This window comes from Synechococcus sp. UW179B (assembly GCF_900474245.1).
In the GTDB taxonomy this organism is placed as follows: domain Bacteria; phylum Cyanobacteriota; class Cyanobacteriia; order PCC-6307; family Cyanobiaceae; genus Synechococcus_C.
The window spans coordinates 415,825-432,503 of the sequence record NZ_UCNZ01000026.1; the positions used below are offsets into that span (position 1 = coordinate 415,825).

The window sequence follows — 16,679 nt, forward strand, 5'->3', positions numbered from 1 at the left end:
GCCCACCTTTCGTCAGTCGTAAGACCCTATCGCAGCTGCGATGGGCGGAACCTCGGAATCTTGGTGTGAGAACCGAATCGGACCGAACCTGTTCAAGGGCCAGTAACGCCAAACCGCGGTACCAATCACCCTCTCGTCAGGCAGAGCACCCCACACGTGAGAATCCAGGCTGGCATTGCGGTTGTCGCCCAACACCCAGTACTGCCCTGGCGGCACGTTGAGCGGTCCTTGGTCGTAATCCATTGCCGCAGGCATCCAGTCTTCTGGCACAGGGATGTCGTTGCGCAACAACTGCCCATCTCGCACTTCAATGGTGTCTCCAGGACGTCCCACGACGCGTTTAATCAAGGCCGCGTTGGCGTCGTAACCAGCCTCCACAAGCTGGGGTGGCACGGCGAACACCACGATTTGGCCCAAGCCGATCGGCATGTGGCGTTGGCGATTCAATCTCGGCGTGATTTTCTCCACCAAAATCCTGTCCTGCAGCTGCAGCGTGGGCAACATCGAACCGGAGGGGATCCAACGGGGTTCAATCACCTGCCAGCGCAGAAGTAGGGCCAACACCACCCACACCACCAGGCCTTTCCAACCGTTGCGCTTGGGTTCTGAGTTGGGAGTAGGTGCCATGGCCGGTTCTGCGTTAGCCGAGGATCGCATTAGCCACCGCCGCATTCCTGACCCAGGCCCTCGCCAATCTGCAGGCTTCTGTCCTGTTGCTCCAGACCCTTCAGCAACAGGGCCTGCGCCACGTGGTGCTCTGCCCTGGCAGTCGCTCCGGCCCCTTAGCCCTTGCCGCCGCAGGCTTGCAGCACGCCGAGCTGATCACGCTCAGCACGGCGATCGATGAACGATCAGCTGGATTTCATGCCCTCGGCCGATCCAGTGCATCGGGTGTTGCCACGGCCGTGATCACCACCTCCGGAACGGCGGTGGCCAACCTGTTGCCGGCCGCCGTAGAAGCGGATCGCTCCAACCAGCCCCTGTTGCTGATCAGCGCGGATCGCCCCCTAAGGCTCAAAAACAAAGGGGCCAATCAAACCGTGAATCAAGAAGCCTTTCTCACCCCGGTCTGCCGTTGGTGTGGATCAGGGCCCTTGGATGGCGTCAGCAACGGGCTGGATCACGAGCTGCGAGCCCTCGCTGAGACCGCCTGGCGGCATCTGCATCAACAGCCAGGTCCTGTGCATCTCAATTGCCCCTTTGAGGAGCCCCTGCTCCCCGATCTGCCTCAACAGAAGGCGTTTTGGACGCAATGGAACAGCTCCCAGGCCCTCGCTGCTGATGCCGCTAACCCGGAGCTCTGGACTCCCACCCCCCAAACCGCCGCACCAAGCCTGGATCCTGATCAACCCGGTGTGATCGTCGCCGGGCCCTGGCGGGGAGTGAGCCCCCACCTTGAGGCCTATCAGGCCGCCTTGATCGCCTGGCAACAACGCAGTGGCTGGCCCGTGCTCGCCGATCCCCTCGCGGCGATCCCGAGCGGCTTAGGAGGCGTGATCCGCCATTGGGATCTGTTGCTCCCCAACAGTTTGAGCCAGCTGCCAAGCCATGCCCAGGTGTTGCGGTTGGGATCGATGCCGGCCAGTCGTCGCCTCGAGGCCTGGCTTGCCAGCCAAAAGGGCCCACAACTCTTGATCACAGAGGGGGACCCACGGCCCCTTGACCCCCTCGAGGTCGCGCAGCAGTGGAGCGGCGGCATGGCGCGTTGGTGGCAAGAGCTCCGCCCTCAACTCACCCCCCAGCTCAGCACCAAGCCCAACGCTGTTGAACCAACACTCATTCAGGCCTGGAGCAGAGCAGATCGTGATCTCCAACAGCGCCTCTCCCAGCTGCTGCCAGCCCGTGGAGCGGCCAACGAACCCGCCTTGATGCTCGCCTTGGCTCAGCTCTTGCCAGCTCAGCTGCCCGTGATGCTCGCTGCCAGCAGCCCGGTGCGCGATTGGCAAGCCTTTGCCGCAGGCGATACCGGCCGCAGGCGCTGTTACAGCTTTCGGGGCGCCTCCGGCATTGATGGCACCCTCTCTCTGGCCCTGGGCCTAGCGGCTGAGCTCGGTCCAACGCTGCTGATCACAGGAGATTTAGCGCTCTTGCATGACAGCAATGGCTGGCTACTGGCCAGCAACGCTCAGCTGCCCTTGTTTGTGCTGTTGATCGACAACGCCGGCGGCGGCATTTTTGAACAGCTGCCGATTGAAACCCCCTCCAGCGATGGATTGAACCAGCTGTTCGCCATGCCCCAACAGGTGGACCCCCTCGCTCTCGCCGCAGCCCACTCCATCCCCGGACGTCAGCTCGCCTGCCTGGATGATCTCCCCACCGCTTTGGAATGGGGGTTGGATCGGACTGGTCCAGCCCTTCTGCGGGTTTGTACCGATCGCAGCAGCGACGCCCAACGTCGCCTCGATCTCCGTGAGGCGTTACAACAGAGCATCAGCCTTTCCTGATCGCCATGCCAGAGCCCGTCATCCGACAGGTGCTCCCAGGATCCAGCGGGGTGAACTGGCAGCCCTGGGGAACCTACGAAGATGTGCTGCTGGATCGGTGTGATGAGGGCATCGCCCGGCTAGCGATCAATCGGCCCACCAAGCGCAATGCCTTCCGGCCCCGCACGGTCTCGGAGCTCTGTGATGCCTTTGCCCGGATCCGCGATGACAGCCGCATTGGCGTGGTGCTGCTCACCGGTGTCGGACCGGCAGCCGATGGGGGTTACGCCTTTTGCGCAGGCGGCGATCAAAGCGTGCGCGGCGATGGGGGTTATCTCGACGAAACAGGCCTGCCACGCCTCAACGTGCTCGACCTTCAGCGCATCATTCGCAGCTTGCCCAAGGTGGTGATCGCCCTAGTGGCGGGGTACGCAATCGGTGGCGGTCAGGTGCTGCACCTGCTCTGCGATCTCAGCCTGGCGGCGGACAACGCTGTGTTTGGTCAAACCGGGCCGCGGGTTGGCAGTTTTGACGGCGGCTTCGGGGCCGGTTATCTGGCTCGCGTGGTGGGACAACGCAAAGCCAAGGAGATCTGGTTCCTCTGCCGTCAGTACGGCGCTGAACAGGCCCTAGGGATGGGACTGGTGAATGCGGTGGTTCCGCTCGAAGCCCTGGAAAGCGAAGGGGTGCTCTGGGCCAGAGAGGTGCTTCAGCACAGTCCCACAGCCATCCGCTGCCTCAAAGCAGCGTTCAATGCCGAAACCGATGGCTTAGCTGGCATCCAAGAGTTGGCCGGACAGGCCACCCACCTGTTTTATCGAACGGAAGAGGGCCAGGAGGGTCGCAATGCCTTCCTCGAGAAACGCAATCCAGATTTTTCCGACACCCCATGGCTGCCTTAGTCGCAAAACTCGCTAAAAATTGGAAGCCCGTTTCGCCTGCTCCGATGCGTTGTCAACAGCAAGCTTCCGCCCTGGGACTGCGTGCTGCCCTGCTGGCTTCCACCCTCTATCTGCTCGTTGGAGGAGCAGGCGTTGGATCGGCAGGCGTTGGCTCAGCGCAAGAGCTACGGGGAGAGACCCCAGGAGGGAATGAGGGCGAGTTGTTGGTGAAGGCTCAGGAAGAGGTCCCAAAACGCAAATCCGATCCGATTCCGCCCCTGGCGATCCCCTTAAGCGATGCGGCCTCGCTGGCCCGCATTCCCGATGATGTGATGGAGCGCAAGGGTTTGCAGCTCGTGCTCGACCGAAAGCACCACCAACTCCTGGTGCTGAAGGATGGCCTGATGACGCGCCGCTTTCCAGCGGCGGTGGGCACCACAGGCTGGGAGACCCCTGCCGGACGCTTCAGGGTGTTTGAAAAGGTGAAGGAACCGGTGTGGACCCATCCGGTGAGCGGTGAACTTGTGGATGCAGAAAGCGAGAAGAATCCTCTGGGGTCACGTTGGATTGGCTTCCACCGCGATTGCAAGGGGCGCACTGGCTGGGACGGGGAGCAATACCTCGACATCAATGGCTGCACCGTGGCCGGATTCCACGGCACACCCTTTCGCTGGACGGTTGGACGGGCCGTTTCCCATGGCTGCGTGCGTCTTTATGAGGAGAACGTTCAAGAGGTGTTCGATCTCGTCCGCGTTGGAACTCAGGTGACCGTGCTCCCTTGAAAGCGATCACAACGCGGTAAAGCGTCTACAGTCTCGCGGCTTACAGGTTTGATCGTCCATGCGCGTGCTGTTTGCCGCCGCTGAATGCGCCCCCATGGTGAAAGTCGGTGGGATGGGCGATGTGGTCGGATCCCTTCCCCCGGCTTTGAAAGCTCTTGGGCACGACGTGCGCTTGATCATGCCGGGATACGGCAAGCTCTGGTCTCGCCTGGAGATCCCTACGGAACCGATCTGGCGTGGCCAGACCATGGGAACCGATTTCGCGGTCTTTGAGACCCGTCATCCCACCAACGGCCTCACCATCTACCTCGTCGGCCATCCGGTCTTTGATCCTGAGCGGATCTATGGCGGAGAGGATGAGGATTGGCGCTTCACCTTTTTTGCCAGTGCTGCGGCTGAATTTTCCTGGAACGTCTGGAAGCCGAATGTTCTCCACTGCCATGACTGGCATACCGGGATGATTCCGGTCTGGATGCACCAAGACCCTGAGATCAGCACCGTCTTCACCATCCACAACCTGAAATACCAGGGCCCCTGGCGCTGGAAGTTGGACCGGATGACCTGGTGCCCTTGGTACATGCAAGGCGACCACACCATGGCTGCCGCCCTGCTCTACGCCGATGGCGTGAACGCGGTGTCACCCACCTACTCCAGAGAGATCCGCACCTCGGAATACGGCGAAAAGCTGGATGGGTTGCTCAATTACATCTCCGGCAAGCTGCGCGGCATCCTCAACGGCATTGATCTTGAGGCCTGGAATCCAGCCACCGATCGGGCCTTGCCCGCCACCTTCAGTGCCGATGATTTGTCCGGTCGCGTCCGCAACAAGCAGGTGCTCCAGGAGCGCATGGGGCTTGAAGTCAGACCCGATGCCTATCTGCTGGGCATGGTGAGCCGTCTGGTTGATCAAAAAGGCGTCGATCTTCTGTTGCAAGTAGCCGATCGATTGCTCGCCTACACCGACACCCAAATCGTGGTGCTGGGCACCGGTGATCGCGGCTTGGAGTCCGGTCTGTGGCAGATGGCCTCGCGCCATCCAGGACGCGTGTCGGTGTTCCTCACCTACGACGACGACCTCTCACGCTTGATCTATGCCGGCAGTGATGCCTTCCTGATGCCCAGTCGGTTTGAGCCCTGCGGCATCAGTCAATTGCTCGCCATGCGCTACGGATGCGTGCCTGTGGTGAGAAAGGTGGGTGGTTTGGTCGATACGGTTCCACCGCACGATCCAGCCCAGCAAAGCGGCACGGGCTTCTGCTTCGATCGATTCGATCCCGTGGACTTCTTCACCGCTCTCGTGCGCTCCTGGGAAGCGTTCCGCCATCAAGACAGCTGGCGCGAACTGCAGAGACGGGGCATGGAGCAGGACTACAGCTGGGCGCGTTCAGCCCTGGAATACGACCAGATGTACCGGGAGGTCTGTGGCCTCAAGGAGCCAGGTCCCGATGCCGCTGTCGTTGAACAGTTTTCCCAAGGCCAGGATGCGGATCCATCCTTGGCTCAAGGCCAACGCGAAGCCCCAACCAGTAGCTCTGAACAACCCACAGACGACCTGTCCAAGGGTCCGGGTTCACGCAACCCCATAGCCAGACTGTTTGGTGGTCAGCGACGCTGATGGTGCAGGCAACCACGAATGCAGGATTCCTTCGAACCGCAATCCTCTGACAACGAAAGTGCCCTCCCGGCTCCTTACAACAGTCCCTGGAAGGCCCTGGGCCAAGATCTGCGGGCCGTAAGCGCCGATCTGCGCTTACGGAGCCAAGAGCTCTGGCGCCGAAACCGTGAGGGCGATCTTTCAGTGCCAGCCTTCTGGCCAGAGACACTGGCGTCCCTGTTTTGGCCTGCGCTGCTGGGGTTCATCCTCACGTTGCTTGTCCTAGGCGGGATTCAACTGCGTGAGATCCTTCGCGACCAGTCACCGCCTTCACCTCCAGAGGTAGAGCGCGTCCGCACCACCCCTTTCCCTGAAGCGCGTCCCCTGCCCATCCCAACGAACCTGGAGACCGATCTCGACAACGAGGGCATGGTGGGCGCCCCAACAGACACCATGCCCAGCAGCTCCAGCACCAGCTCCAACACCAGTGGCCCAGAAGCGCTCAGCACCACTGAACAAGATCCTGACCTGAGCAACCTGGAGCTCGAGCCACCTTCGGCAGAGCCAACCTCAGACCTGTTGCGCTTTGATCCTCTCCTGGAGCTTCTGGCAGAAGAGAGCAGCTCCGATAGCAGCACAGCTGGCAGCTCAGGTAGCAGCTCAGCTAGCAACCAGGGATCAGCCCTGATTGTTTCGGCCCAACCCCAACCGGAGCGCAACGCCGTGACCCTGGTCATCGATGCGGAGGCTTGGAGGCAACGGTCTCCAGAGCAACGCCAACAATTGGCCGAAGCCTGGTGGAACCGACTGGAAGACCAGGGATACGCCGATCTTCGTCTTGTGAATGACCAACAAGATCTCTTGGCTCGACCGGCAAGGATCGGTGGAGGCATGATCGTGTTCGATCCAAAGAGGGTTTGAAGGTGCTGGATCTCGCTGATCTCGTTTCGCTCTGGGGGCCTCCACAACGGGGTGATGGCGAAGCGCCCAACCTCCAACAACGTTTGGGACCGATCTGCACGGATAGCCGACTGCTCACTCCAGGCGCCTTTTTTGTGCCGTTACGCGGTGAACGCTTTGATGGCCATCGCTTCCTCGCATCTGCCACGGAGCAAGGAATCCAGGCCGCTGTGGTCGCCCGAGATAGTGAGATCCCAGTGCCGCAAAGCTTGCTCCACTGGAGCGTGGACGACACGCTGGAGGCCTACCAACAGATCGCCTGTCTCGTGCGGCGCAACCTGAACTGCGCTGTTGTGGCCGTCACAGGCTCCGCCGGAAAGACCACCACAAGAGAGCTGATTCGCGCCGCACTGGCACCACTGGGAGCCGTGCAAGCCAGTATCGGCAACAACAACAACGACGTTGGTGTTCCACTCACATTGCTCGGGATAGAAGAGCACCACGCCGCTGTCGTGGTGGAGATGGGGATGCGCGGGCCCGGGGAAATTGAACGCTTGTCGCGTTGTGCAGAACCAGAGATTGCCGTGATCACCAATATCGGCACAGCACATATTGGTCGCTTAGGCAGTCGCGAGGCGATTGCCTCGGCCAAATGCGAGATCACAGCAGCCCTTTCAACCGATGGCCTTGTCATCATTCCCGCTGGAGACCCGCTGTTGGATGCGGCCCTTGCTCGCTGTTGGAGTGGTCGCGTCCGGCGTGTGGCGCTGGTTGACGATGCCAACAACTCTGATCAAGGGGCTGATGATCTCGGTGATTACAACCCTTCCACTGGGCAGATCACTCTCCGGAATCACCTCTACCACTGCCCCCTGGAAGGAAGACATAATGCGCGCAACCTGATGCTGGCTCTCGCCGTCGCCGACAGTCTCGGCGTGTCTCCTGCAGATCTTGAACAGCTGGATGTAGACGTACCAGGAGGTCGCAATCGCCGGCGACAGATCGGTGCATTAACGATTCTCGATGAGACATACAACGCTTCACCGGAAGCGGTGTTGGCGGCGTTGGATTTATTGGCGTCTCAACCAGGTCGACGCTTTGCCGTGCTCGGCACCATGCTGGAGCTTGGAGACGACAGTGTTCGCCTGCATCAGGCGATCATCGATCACGCTGCAAGCTTGAACCTGGATGGATTGGTGGCTGTCGCTAGCGGACGAGAAGCCCAGGCGATCACAGATGCAAGTTCGACGTTGTCACGGTTTCGCTTGGTAGAAACGCCCGAGCAGGCTGCTGAACCTCTGATGGAATGGCTGAAGCCTGGAGACACCGTGCTTTTGAAAGCCAGTCGAGGGATTGCCTTGGAACGGTTGCTGCCTTTACTACCAGAGCTCTAGGTCAAGCGGCTTTGGTCACATCCGCGTGCTCTTCGCAGCGGATCAAATCAATCGCATGGGGATGGTCATGGATGTAGCGAATTTCCTCCATCGCTAAAACCCGCGCTTCAAAGGCATCGCCGGCATAAAAGGACTGTTCGTGGCGATCGCTACTGGCATCGCGATAACGAACGGTAAACAGCTTTTGATCAGACATGGAACTCATAACCTGTCGCCCCACGCTTACGCATCAATGAACGCTGGCCAAGGGAACGCTGTGAAAAAAGTCTGTTGATTCAGATCCGCCTTCAACAGACCAGTGATCAAGATCGAAAAGAATAGCCCTAAGCGTTCCAACCTTCCTTGGTGAATTGCTTGGCACGACCGATCGCGAGCGAACCATCTGGAACAGCTTTGGTGATCGTGGATCCTGCCCCAATCGTGACATTTTTGCCGATCACAACAGGAGCAACTAGCACAGAATTGGCCCCCGTTTTACTGCCCTCACCAATCACGGTGAGATGCTTCTTCTTGCCATCAAAATTGGCGGTAATCGTGCCAGCTCCCACATTCACATTGGCGCCTAATTGAGCATCACCGATGTAACTGAGGTGATTCACCTTGCTGCCAGACGTGATCACACTCTTTTTAATCTCTACAAAATTTCCAATCTTGCAAGAATCGCCAATCTCCGAGGCTGGTCGGATATGGGCGAAAGGCCCGATCGCCACATCGTTGCCAACCCGTGCATCGCGCACCACGGATTGCACAACCGTGACATCGCAACCGAGTTCGGCATTGTCAAGCAAGCTACCTGGACCTAGGCGACAGTGATCGCCAATGCGGCAGGCTCCACGCAGATGCGTTTGTGGTTCGATCACCACATCACTGCCAAAGCTGCAGTCCTCACTGAGGGTGCAACTGGCAGGATCCACGAAGGTCACACCCTCGTCCATCCAGTGATCACGAAGGCGCTGTTGCAGAACGCCCTCACACTGAGCCAATTGCCTGCGGTTGTTGATTCCATTCACTTCATCGGGATCACTCACCTCCATCTGCATCGCAACATCTAAGAGCTGCACTGTGTCGGTGAGGTAGAGCTCGCCCTGATCGTTATCAGTGCTCAATTTCGGCAAGACCTCGGCCAATTTTGTCCAGTTGAAGCAATAGATCCCGGCATTGGTGAGGTTGTTGGACCGTTGCTCATCGCTGCAATCACGATGTTCAATAATTCCGCTCACCCGGCCATTGGCATCGGCAAACACCCGGCCATATCCAGTGGGATCCTCAAGCCTTGCCGTTAACAAGGTCACATCTGCCTTGCTGCTGCGGTGCGTGCTCACCAATGCATCAATGGTCTCGGCTCGCAGAAGTGGAACATCACCGTTCAGCACTAACAATTCGCCTTGAAAGCCCTGGAGAGGCGCCAACAACTGTTGGACAGCATGCCCAGTTCCATTCTGTGGCTGTTGCAGCACAAATTCCAATCCGCCATTGGAGCTGAGCTGCTCTTCCACACGCTCCGCTTGATGGCCAACGATCAACAGCCGGCGCTCTGGCGCAAGGTTCCGGGCACTGGCGAGCACGCGTTCCACCAAAGTGGCCCCCGCTAGGGGTTGAAGCACTTTCGGAAGCGCACTTTTCATACGCGTGCCTTTCCCAGCAGCAAGAACGGCAACGGCGAGCATGGAACGGGAGCAAGACCGGCGAAATCTACCGGTGGAAGCAGATTCTGGGAACACCAACAGGCAACTGCAGGACTCAGATCTCCGCTTAAAACTTGATCAGCGGGGAGGAGGCTGAGCCAACAATCTGATCACGATTCAGATGGTATTGGTTCTGATATTTCTCCCTAAAAAACAGACTTAATCGCCTTCATCAAACGCTTCCGGCCAGATTGCCTCACAGCCTGGGTCTCGGGCTAATGCGGCAGCCTTCACATCATCCACCTCCAAATTTCCGATTTGGTGGGCAGCAATCAACAGCATCAAACGTTTTAAAGCCTGACGACCCTGATCAGGCTGGAGCCAACCCAGCCCGTAATACGTGCAAGTGGCATTCAGCCAACCTTGGGCCTCTCCGCGCAACTTGATCTCGAGACCGTCGAGAGCAGGAGTGGCAATCGATGGAGTGGCCGTGAGCAAAGACGTTGCAGCAACGACTGATAAGAGCTTGCGCAAACGAAATCCGACTAATTCTCCAGTATGAACGAGGCAATTCATTAACACTGCCACTTTCGCGGCCAAGCACTCGAACTGGGCCTATCAGAGAAACCTGCTGAGGCCCTTGCAAAACAATTTATTGATTCGCAAAAGGAACAAGCTGTAAAGATAGAGGCATACCAACACACCACAAAATAAATATTGATTAGATGGTATCAACCGCTACATTAAAATAGGACACAATCTTCAACAGTTGAATCGATACTCAATTAACGAGAAATTGAAAAAAGTTCAAGTACAAATGTCCGACGAATTCCATAGCCTTTTAAAAGATTACGCGAATGCATGGAATATGACAATGTCAGAAGTAATGCATGAATGCACAAAACATCACATGAATGAACATTCAAACAGGTGTGAATACATAGACGCACTATTTCGATTTAAAGCTATCAAGAAAGACAAACGGTTATCCAAGGACTGCTATGGCAGTGCTTGCTTTGCTTGCAATCACGTTACGAGCTGCAGAACAGGCGTTTACCAAGGGGCCTGGGAGATGAATCCAGATTTTGAGAGCTATGCGGACATGACTGTGCAAAGTTGAAACAATAATCAATACTATTTGTGGTCAGCAACATATTGTTTAAGAACAAGCAGGAAGATATCAAACACTACGAGTAAAGTCATTAAGAATCAATGTATTGACGAAAAGTGATAAATCAAGAGAACGTATACGCATCCAACAGAAGATCCAGATTTATCGAACAAGCGAATGAAGCCATCTACCACATTGAAGAAAGAGAGCGCCTTGGGATTGATATCACAGACGATGATGAGCCAATTACAACAGAACAAAGAAAAAAGAAAATCACTCGTATTCGCAGGAGTTTTTCACGCATTGAACAGTCCAACCTGATGGAGAACGCCAAAGAAGCAATCCTAATCAACAAATCTAAGCAAAAAATGATGCCATTCAATGAAGAAAGCCACTAAGACGAAGAAAGAACAGTAATCATAAAAAGTAAGCAACAAATTAGAAGAACAACTGATGGATTCAAACGTGTGTTGTCCGCCATCTTGTCCATCTAGTCGGATGATTACGAGTCTTTAATTAGAAGCTTCTCTCAGCAACCCCCACTTTCGCTGCCAAGCGCTAGTACTAGACCGATGAGACAAAGCCTGTTCTTGTTGGCGTCGCTTCAAGATCGAAGCGGCCACGTCGGTGCCTGACGGGTCTCGGTAGGGCACACCCGCCCGCGTCTGAAGATGTTCCTCTTCCATCACGCTCAAGCCACACCAACCAGGGCCCATTTCAGGTGGAGTCTGATCTCGATCTTTGGAACATAACGCCACGGTTCCAGAGCTCCACCCTGATTTTTCACCTGCCTTAGGAAGCAGCGAGCGCAACTCGAGACCGGCATGGCGCAAACTATTTCGTACTGCTGCTGCTCTGCAATAGGTCAACAACCGACCCCCAGGTGCAAGTAGAGAGGCAAGGCTCTGCAAAAATTCCTCACTCCAGAGCTGGGGACATTTTCCAGGAGAAAAAGCATCCAACAGAATCAAATCCAGTTGTAAATCCTTGGGTAGGTTCTGCAGCTGCTGACGCGCATCGCCCCAGAGCATCTGAACAGACTGCTGACGATCCGAATCCTGCCAACAGCCCTCAGCTGAAAGTGCCTCTAAGCAAGCCACAACGTGGGGAGGCCAAAGAGCTTGGAAGGTCGGCTCAGCCAGGGCCAACCGCAAAGGAGATCGATCGAGTTCTAACCCCCAACATTGCAAACTTGGCCCGCCCGCATTGGGAAGGGCCGACATCAGGGCAGCCGTGTTGTATCCCAGCCCAAAACAAACGTCTAAAACGCGCAAATCACTGCCATCAGGAAAGCGATCCAGCTGGGCCGGCAGAACAAACTTGCTGTTCGCTTCTTTAAGGGCACCGTCAGAACTATGGAAGCTTTCGGCAAAGCTGTCGCTATGCAAACTGAAGCTTCCGTCTGCGGTGAGGCGAGCACTCAGCACAGAGGGGTCAGCAACGCAATCTCTCTAGATCGTCCCAAAAGTTGGGATAACTCACAGCCGCTGCTTCGCTGCGGCTCAACCTTGAATCCCCCGAGGCCATCAAACCAGCAACCGCCAGGCTCATCGCCACACGATGATCGGTCTCACTATCCAATTCAGCACCCTTCAGGGACTGACCGCCTCGAATCGTCAAACCATCCGAATCCTCATCGATATCGGCGCCCATCGCTTTGAGTTGCCTCGCCATCACAGCCAGTCGATCCGTTTCTTTTACACGCAACTCAGCAGCACCGCTGATACGACTTTCACCATCACAAAAACAAGCCGCCACACTCAGGATTGGAACTTCATCCACCAAACGGGGCATGATCTCTTCTCCAAACTGAAAAGCCTTCAGGGGACCGTGGCTCACCTGAAGATCACCTACAGGTTCACCGGCAACATCGCGCCGATTCAAAACCTGAACAGAAGCACCCATCAAGTCCAAAACTTCGAGAATGCCAGTGCGCGTGGGATTTAATCCCACATTTTCCACCGTGATATTCGCTCCAGGAACGAGGGCACCAGCAACGAGCCAGAAGGCAGCCGAACTGATATCCCCTGGCACCACAACATGTTGTCCCTTCAAGGTGGCGCCTGGTCGAACCAGAATGTGACGACCCATCTCACCACCCACTTCAAGGTCAGCACCAAAAGCTCTGAGCATGCGCTCGCTGTGATCTCGAGAGGGCGCTGGTTCGATCACGCTCGTTGCTCCCTCAGCGGTGAGGGCAGCGAGCAAGATGGCAGATTTCACCTGGGCGCTGGCCACAGGTGTTCCCACCACAGCACCTCTCAGCCTTTGACCTTGAACAGAAAGCGGAGCCAAATTCCCGTGGTCACGCCCGCGCACATCGGCCCCTAATAAAGACAAGGGTTGTCCAACCCTGTTCATCGGACGACGACGGAGAGAAGCATCACCGGTCAACACAAAATGGCGACCCTGCCGGCCGGCGAGCAGACCAAGCATCAGCCTCATCGTAGTTCCGGAATTGCCGCAATCGAGGATCTCTAAAGGCTCTTGCAAACCATCGAGGCCAACGCCCTCGATGGTCACAATTTCGCCACTCTGAATAGGGGAAATCGTTGTCCCCATCGAGCGCAAACAGGCAGCCGTGCTGATCGGATCCTCAGCGGGCAAGAGACCTTCAATAGTGGTTGTGCCCTCTGCGATGGCGCCGAAGAGGAGCGCACGATGAGAAATGGATTTATCTCCTGGAACGCGGACCCGGCCACGGAGGCTGCCACCTGCCTTCAGATCCCTTGGGGAGCCATTTGATCCAGACACCGTTGAACAGCCTGTGGTTGATTGAAATCAATCCTATTAGCTCATTCTTCAAACGCTCTGGACTCGAGTTGAAGTTGTCACCAAGGCTTGGTGCAAACAGCAAAAGACACGCCTAAGCACACACAAAACCCTATTTAAAATAGTCCGAGAAAGAGATAAAACATCAACAACAGTGAGCCCCATTGAAGAGCGAGAACAAAATCAGAAGCAATCAAATAAAATCAAATGTGCTAAAGATTTAACCAACATCCAACAAGAGCATCAACAATGGCCAGAAAAAGAATGGAGCATCACAGCTACACCCAAGCAAAAGCCGTTACACACAGAAATCATTTTATACAATCTCGTGATTCATTTGATAGCCATTGGCGCAAATAAAATAGATAGAGTCAGCAGAACAGAGAAACAGACATCCATTGCATTGCCTCAAAAGAGGTCAGAGTTTAGATATCACGTTGTTGGATCTTGATGAGACCAAAACCGCTAGTTACATACACATAAAAGAAGGGGTCATACAGGTCTGCCTCGTCTCAACAATCAATCACGAGCTTTTCCCGATTGGATTTATTGGGGCAGAGTCTATAAAGATAGAAAAAATCAGGCTAGGGGAGTATTCACTGCGGCTAGAAGCCTTAAACAGAGTAAAATTTCAAATTTCACCCAACGACGGTTGCAGCAAAGAAACAGATTCTGTTTTCAATAATCGCTGGCTTTTGATATTGTGCATGATCAAGTCATCAATACAAATCGAATTTCGCATCAGTCGTTTGATCACGATCCTAATCTATTTTTTCGGAAAAAGGGGCAAAGAAAATTACACCCTTCCCTTCGAGTTAAGCCACTCGCAAATCGCCTTATTGGTCGGCTGCACCCGCTCCACTGTTACACGACAAATAGGATTAATGAAAGAAAAGGGACTCGTCAGCTCTGACAAAAGGAACAAGGAAATCCTCGTAAGCGAACGATTAATGAAGCAAGAATCTGTCTTTATTGAGCATCTACAGTGGATGCAATCAACCTCGACCACATTTGCAATGGCCACCTTTCCATTTAGAACATTTGGATTTTTTACATCCCTTTTTCTTACTAAAAAGGGTAACGCTTGAAACCCTTTTTGTAATTTTTTCGATGCCAAGTCCTTCCTGAGAACCCTGAGGTCTTGCCATTCGTTCCGTGTTGAGACTGACTCTCATTATACATGGTCGAAAGCGCACAAATGAATCAGAACTGCTTGACGAAATAGTCAAAAAAGTCAATAATTCGAAGGTGCTTTTTGACTCGTAGGAATGTTCAATATGTCAACAACAAATTCACCGATACAGAGTTCAACCGAAGTGATGCCAGGCCCTAACGGACGTGCATTGGCCGAATCCATGAATCCAGATTTGCTCAGCGCCATTCAGCAACATGTTTCGATGGAGAGGTATGCCTCCATTACCTACTTAGCGATGTCGATTTGGTGCGCGGAACGAGAACTGGCAGGGTGTTATCAGTTTTTTGATGCCGAAGCGAAAGACGAACAGTCGCACGCCGTGCATTTCACCCAATATTTGATTGCTCGAGGTCAGTCCAACAATCTGCAATCACTGGAGGCACCACGGCAAACCTGGGAGAATTTAGTCTCGTTGATGGAAACAGCCTTTCAGATGGAAGCCGACACAACGTCGTCGATCCAAAGCGTCTACGCAATGGCTGAACGCAATAGCGATACCAGAACAACCGTGTTCCTTGACCCATTGATGGAAGCCCAAATCCAATCCGAAGATCAATTCGCTTATTTACTTGGACGAGTAAAGTTCGCGAATGGTGACCCCACAGCTTTGCTCGTGATCGACAACGAATTAAGAGCAGGTCAAACGCAACGAGGTTGACCTCCGGAGTGCTCGTTTGTTTTGCTCATAGAGCAAACGAGCACCGAGGGTAAGGTGCTCAAGATCAAGAGCATCAAAAGTCTTATATATTTCTTCGAGTCTCTGATGAATCATCTCCATCTCATCCTTTAAACGCTGTTTCAATGATGGACTGATGGATTTAATGATGCGTTCAATGGCAATGCACTGATAATTGGCTAAATGTTCAACCTCATGACTCAACGTAAGCATGAGGCTTTCACTTGTATTGCAATGCATCGGATTCATTAAAAGCCCAGAGGACTGGATTCAATCAATTGGGGAGACAGCTTCATGGTGGCTTCTCCAGAATGAGTCACCAACATTTCACCATTGCGCAGCTTGGAGATTAAACGCGTAGACGTCACTCTGGTGGATCCAATCAGTTCACCAATTCGATCGTGGGTGAGACGAAAAGGAAGATTGCACCATTCTCCATAGCGCTTACCTAGCCGATTCACCAACAGACTCAACAAGGCATGAAGCCTCTGTTCTGCCTGCCCTAAATGACGGATTCTCAGGAGTTGCAACGTCCACTCATTCACGGAGTCATAACCATTCGGAGACGGCTCCATCGATTTGGTCTCGATCCTCAAAGGCGTCATCGCCTCCACGCAAATACCGTCACTGCATAAGCAATCCGTTCTGAGCTGATCGCCCGTCTGCAAGAAGGCAAGGGTCATTCCCTCTGTTTCTTCACAAGGGCAATACACCCTGGCAATACCCTCGAGCACATTCAATTTCATGCACTCGCTGCGTCCGTGCGTGTCAAGAAGCACGGTTTGCCCCGTGGGGATTTGGATCGAAGACGTGGGGTCGTCTGGCAGAAAGCGGAAGCTCACGGAGTGGATTAAACGCTAATGAGAATTGATAGCAATATACCCGAATTTGAGCCCTTCTGCAATCGATTCTCAATAGCGTTACCTTGTTGAAGAGGATTGTGTGCGAATTCGACCCTTCCTGCCCCAAAACGGCTGCATTTTCCTCTTGCCATCACGAAGGCAACTGCCACAAGCGCAGCCAGAGCGACCAAAGACGCTCTTAGAGTGAATTTTGTTTTGTCCAATTCTCAAATAAATAGCCACGTCATTGTCTAGCCCCTGAAACAGACTTGCCAAAGCACGTATCAAATGGCACGTACAAATGTGCCTTTTGATAAAAAGAATAGTGCTGTACAGTGGGAGAAAGTGTCATTTTTTTATCGCAACATCAGGAAAGAACAATTAAATTTATGTCGACGCATTTTGCGTCCACTTGTGTGAGGATCATTTTGAAACGTTTCCATCAACTGCTGGTGGCCCCAGCGGCCCTGGGCCTTTTGGCTCC

Annotated in this window: 17 protein-coding genes; 10 read left to right on the forward strand and 7 right to left on the reverse strand. The window is 54.6% G+C overall.

The genetic code is table 11. The features are described from left to right. Positions 1-12 precede the first annotated feature (12 nt). The gene (gene lepB, locus DXY38_RS13320; protein ID WP_115072017.1) at positions 13-627 is read right to left on the reverse strand and encodes a signal peptidase I; all 615 of its coding nucleotides are present in this window, start codon (positions 625-627) and stop codon (positions 13-15) included. A gap of 86 nt (positions 628-713) precedes the next feature. Here lepB and menD point away from each other — a divergent pair, with 86 nt between their 5' ends. The 6 genes from menD (at position 714) to murF (ending at position 7,974) form a co-directional block, all read left to right on the forward strand. Further along, on the forward strand, positions 714-2,444 hold the full coding sequence (menD, locus tag DXY38_RS13325; protein WP_115072018.1) for a 2-succinyl-5-enolpyruvyl-6-hydroxy-3-cyclohexene-1-carboxylic-acid synthase: 1,731 nt from the start codon (positions 714-716) through the stop codon (positions 2,442-2,444). Between the two features lie 5 nt (positions 2,445-2,449). Then, positions 2,450-3,325: a 1,4-dihydroxy-2-naphthoyl-CoA synthase gene (gene menB, locus DXY38_RS13330; RefSeq protein ID WP_115072019.1), complete on the forward strand. Its 876-nt coding sequence runs from the start codon at positions 2,450-2,452 to the stop codon at positions 3,323-3,325. A gap of 200 nt (positions 3,326-3,525) precedes the next feature. Further along, on the forward strand, positions 3,526-4,086 hold the full coding sequence (locus tag DXY38_RS13335) for a L,D-transpeptidase (RefSeq protein ID WP_371411020.1): 561 nt from the start codon (positions 3,526-3,528) through the stop codon (positions 4,084-4,086). Positions 4,087-4,144: 58 nt separating this feature from the next. Further along, a complete protein-coding gene (gene glgA, locus DXY38_RS13340) occupies positions 4,145-5,701 on the forward strand; it encodes a glycogen synthase GlgA (RefSeq protein WP_115072021.1) in 1,557 nt (518 codons plus the stop codon). 18 nt (positions 5,702-5,719) lie between these two features. Further along, on the forward strand, positions 5,720-6,601 hold the full coding sequence (locus DXY38_RS13345; RefSeq protein ID WP_115072022.1) for a hypothetical protein: 882 nt from the start codon (positions 5,720-5,722) through the stop codon (positions 6,599-6,601). Between the two features lie 2 nt (positions 6,602-6,603). Next, positions 6,604-7,974, forward strand: a complete 1,371-nt coding sequence (gene murF, locus DXY38_RS13350) for a UDP-N-acetylmuramoyl-tripeptide--D-alanyl-D-alanine ligase (protein WP_115072023.1) — start codon at positions 6,604-6,606, stop codon at positions 7,972-7,974. Position 7,975: 1 nt separating this feature from the next. On the opposite strand, the gene DXY38_RS13355 is transcribed toward murF, so the two are convergent. From DXY38_RS13355 to DXY38_RS13365, 3 genes are all read right to left on the reverse strand, one after another. Beyond that, entirely contained in the window at positions 7,976-8,170 is a 195-nt protein-coding gene (locus DXY38_RS13355) for a hypothetical protein (RefSeq protein WP_038013221.1), read from the reverse strand. Between the two features lie 127 nt (positions 8,171-8,297). Next, positions 8,298-9,641 (reverse strand): bifunctional UDP-N-acetylglucosamine diphosphorylase/glucosamine-1-phosphate N-acetyltransferase GlmU, encoded by a 1,344-nt coding sequence (gene glmU, locus DXY38_RS13360; RefSeq protein ID WP_115072024.1) that lies wholly within the window; start codon positions 9,639-9,641, stop codon positions 8,298-8,300. Between the two features lie 177 nt (positions 9,642-9,818). Then, on the reverse strand, positions 9,819-10,175 hold the full coding sequence (locus DXY38_RS13365; RefSeq protein ID WP_115072075.1) for a hypothetical protein: 357 nt from the start codon (positions 10,173-10,175) through the stop codon (positions 9,819-9,821). A gap of 651 nt (positions 10,176-10,826) precedes the next feature. On the opposite strand from DXY38_RS13365, the gene DXY38_RS13375 reads away from it, so the two are divergent. Beyond that, the gene (locus DXY38_RS13375; RefSeq protein ID WP_115072026.1) at positions 10,827-11,108 is read left to right on the forward strand and encodes a hypothetical protein; all 282 of its coding nucleotides are present in this window, start codon (positions 10,827-10,829) and stop codon (positions 11,106-11,108) included. Positions 11,109-11,222: 114 nt separating this feature from the next. Here DXY38_RS13375 and DXY38_RS13380 read toward each other — a convergent pair whose 3' ends face one another. Then, entirely contained in the window at positions 11,223-12,137 is a 915-nt protein-coding gene (locus DXY38_RS13380; RefSeq protein WP_115072027.1) for an MnmC family methyltransferase, read from the reverse strand. Between the two features lie 7 nt (positions 12,138-12,144). After that, complete coding sequence (gene aroA / locus DXY38_RS13385) at positions 12,145-13,464, reverse strand: 3-phosphoshikimate 1-carboxyvinyltransferase (RefSeq protein WP_115072028.1); 1,320 nt, start codon at positions 13,462-13,464, stop codon at positions 12,145-12,147. 172 nt (positions 13,465-13,636) lie between these two features. Between aroA and DXY38_RS13530 the strand changes: the two genes are divergently transcribed. The 3 genes from DXY38_RS13530 to DXY38_RS13395 all read left to right on the forward strand — a co-directional run bounded on the left by DXY38_RS13530 (position 13,637) and on the right by DXY38_RS13395 (position 15,335). After that, a complete protein-coding gene (locus DXY38_RS13530) occupies positions 13,637-13,933 on the forward strand; it encodes a hypothetical protein (protein WP_136988135.1) in 297 nt (98 codons plus the stop codon). After that, on the forward strand, positions 13,923-14,570 hold the full coding sequence (locus tag DXY38_RS13390) for a helix-turn-helix domain-containing protein (protein ID WP_244279145.1): 648 nt from the start codon (positions 13,923-13,925) through the stop codon (positions 14,568-14,570). Before DXY38_RS13530 ends, DXY38_RS13390 begins: the two co-directional genes overlap by 11 nt. Before the next feature lie 231 nt (positions 14,571-14,801). Then, on the forward strand, positions 14,802-15,335 hold the full coding sequence (locus DXY38_RS13395; protein ID WP_115072029.1) for a ferritin: 534 nt from the start codon (positions 14,802-14,804) through the stop codon (positions 15,333-15,335). Between the two features lie 266 nt (positions 15,336-15,601). Here the strand turns inward: DXY38_RS13395 and DXY38_RS13405 are convergent, their stop codons facing one another. After that, positions 15,602-16,195: a Crp/Fnr family transcriptional regulator gene (locus DXY38_RS13405; protein ID WP_115072031.1), complete on the reverse strand. Its 594-nt coding sequence runs from the start codon at positions 16,193-16,195 to the stop codon at positions 15,602-15,604. Between the last annotated feature and the right edge of the window lie 484 nt (positions 16,196-16,679).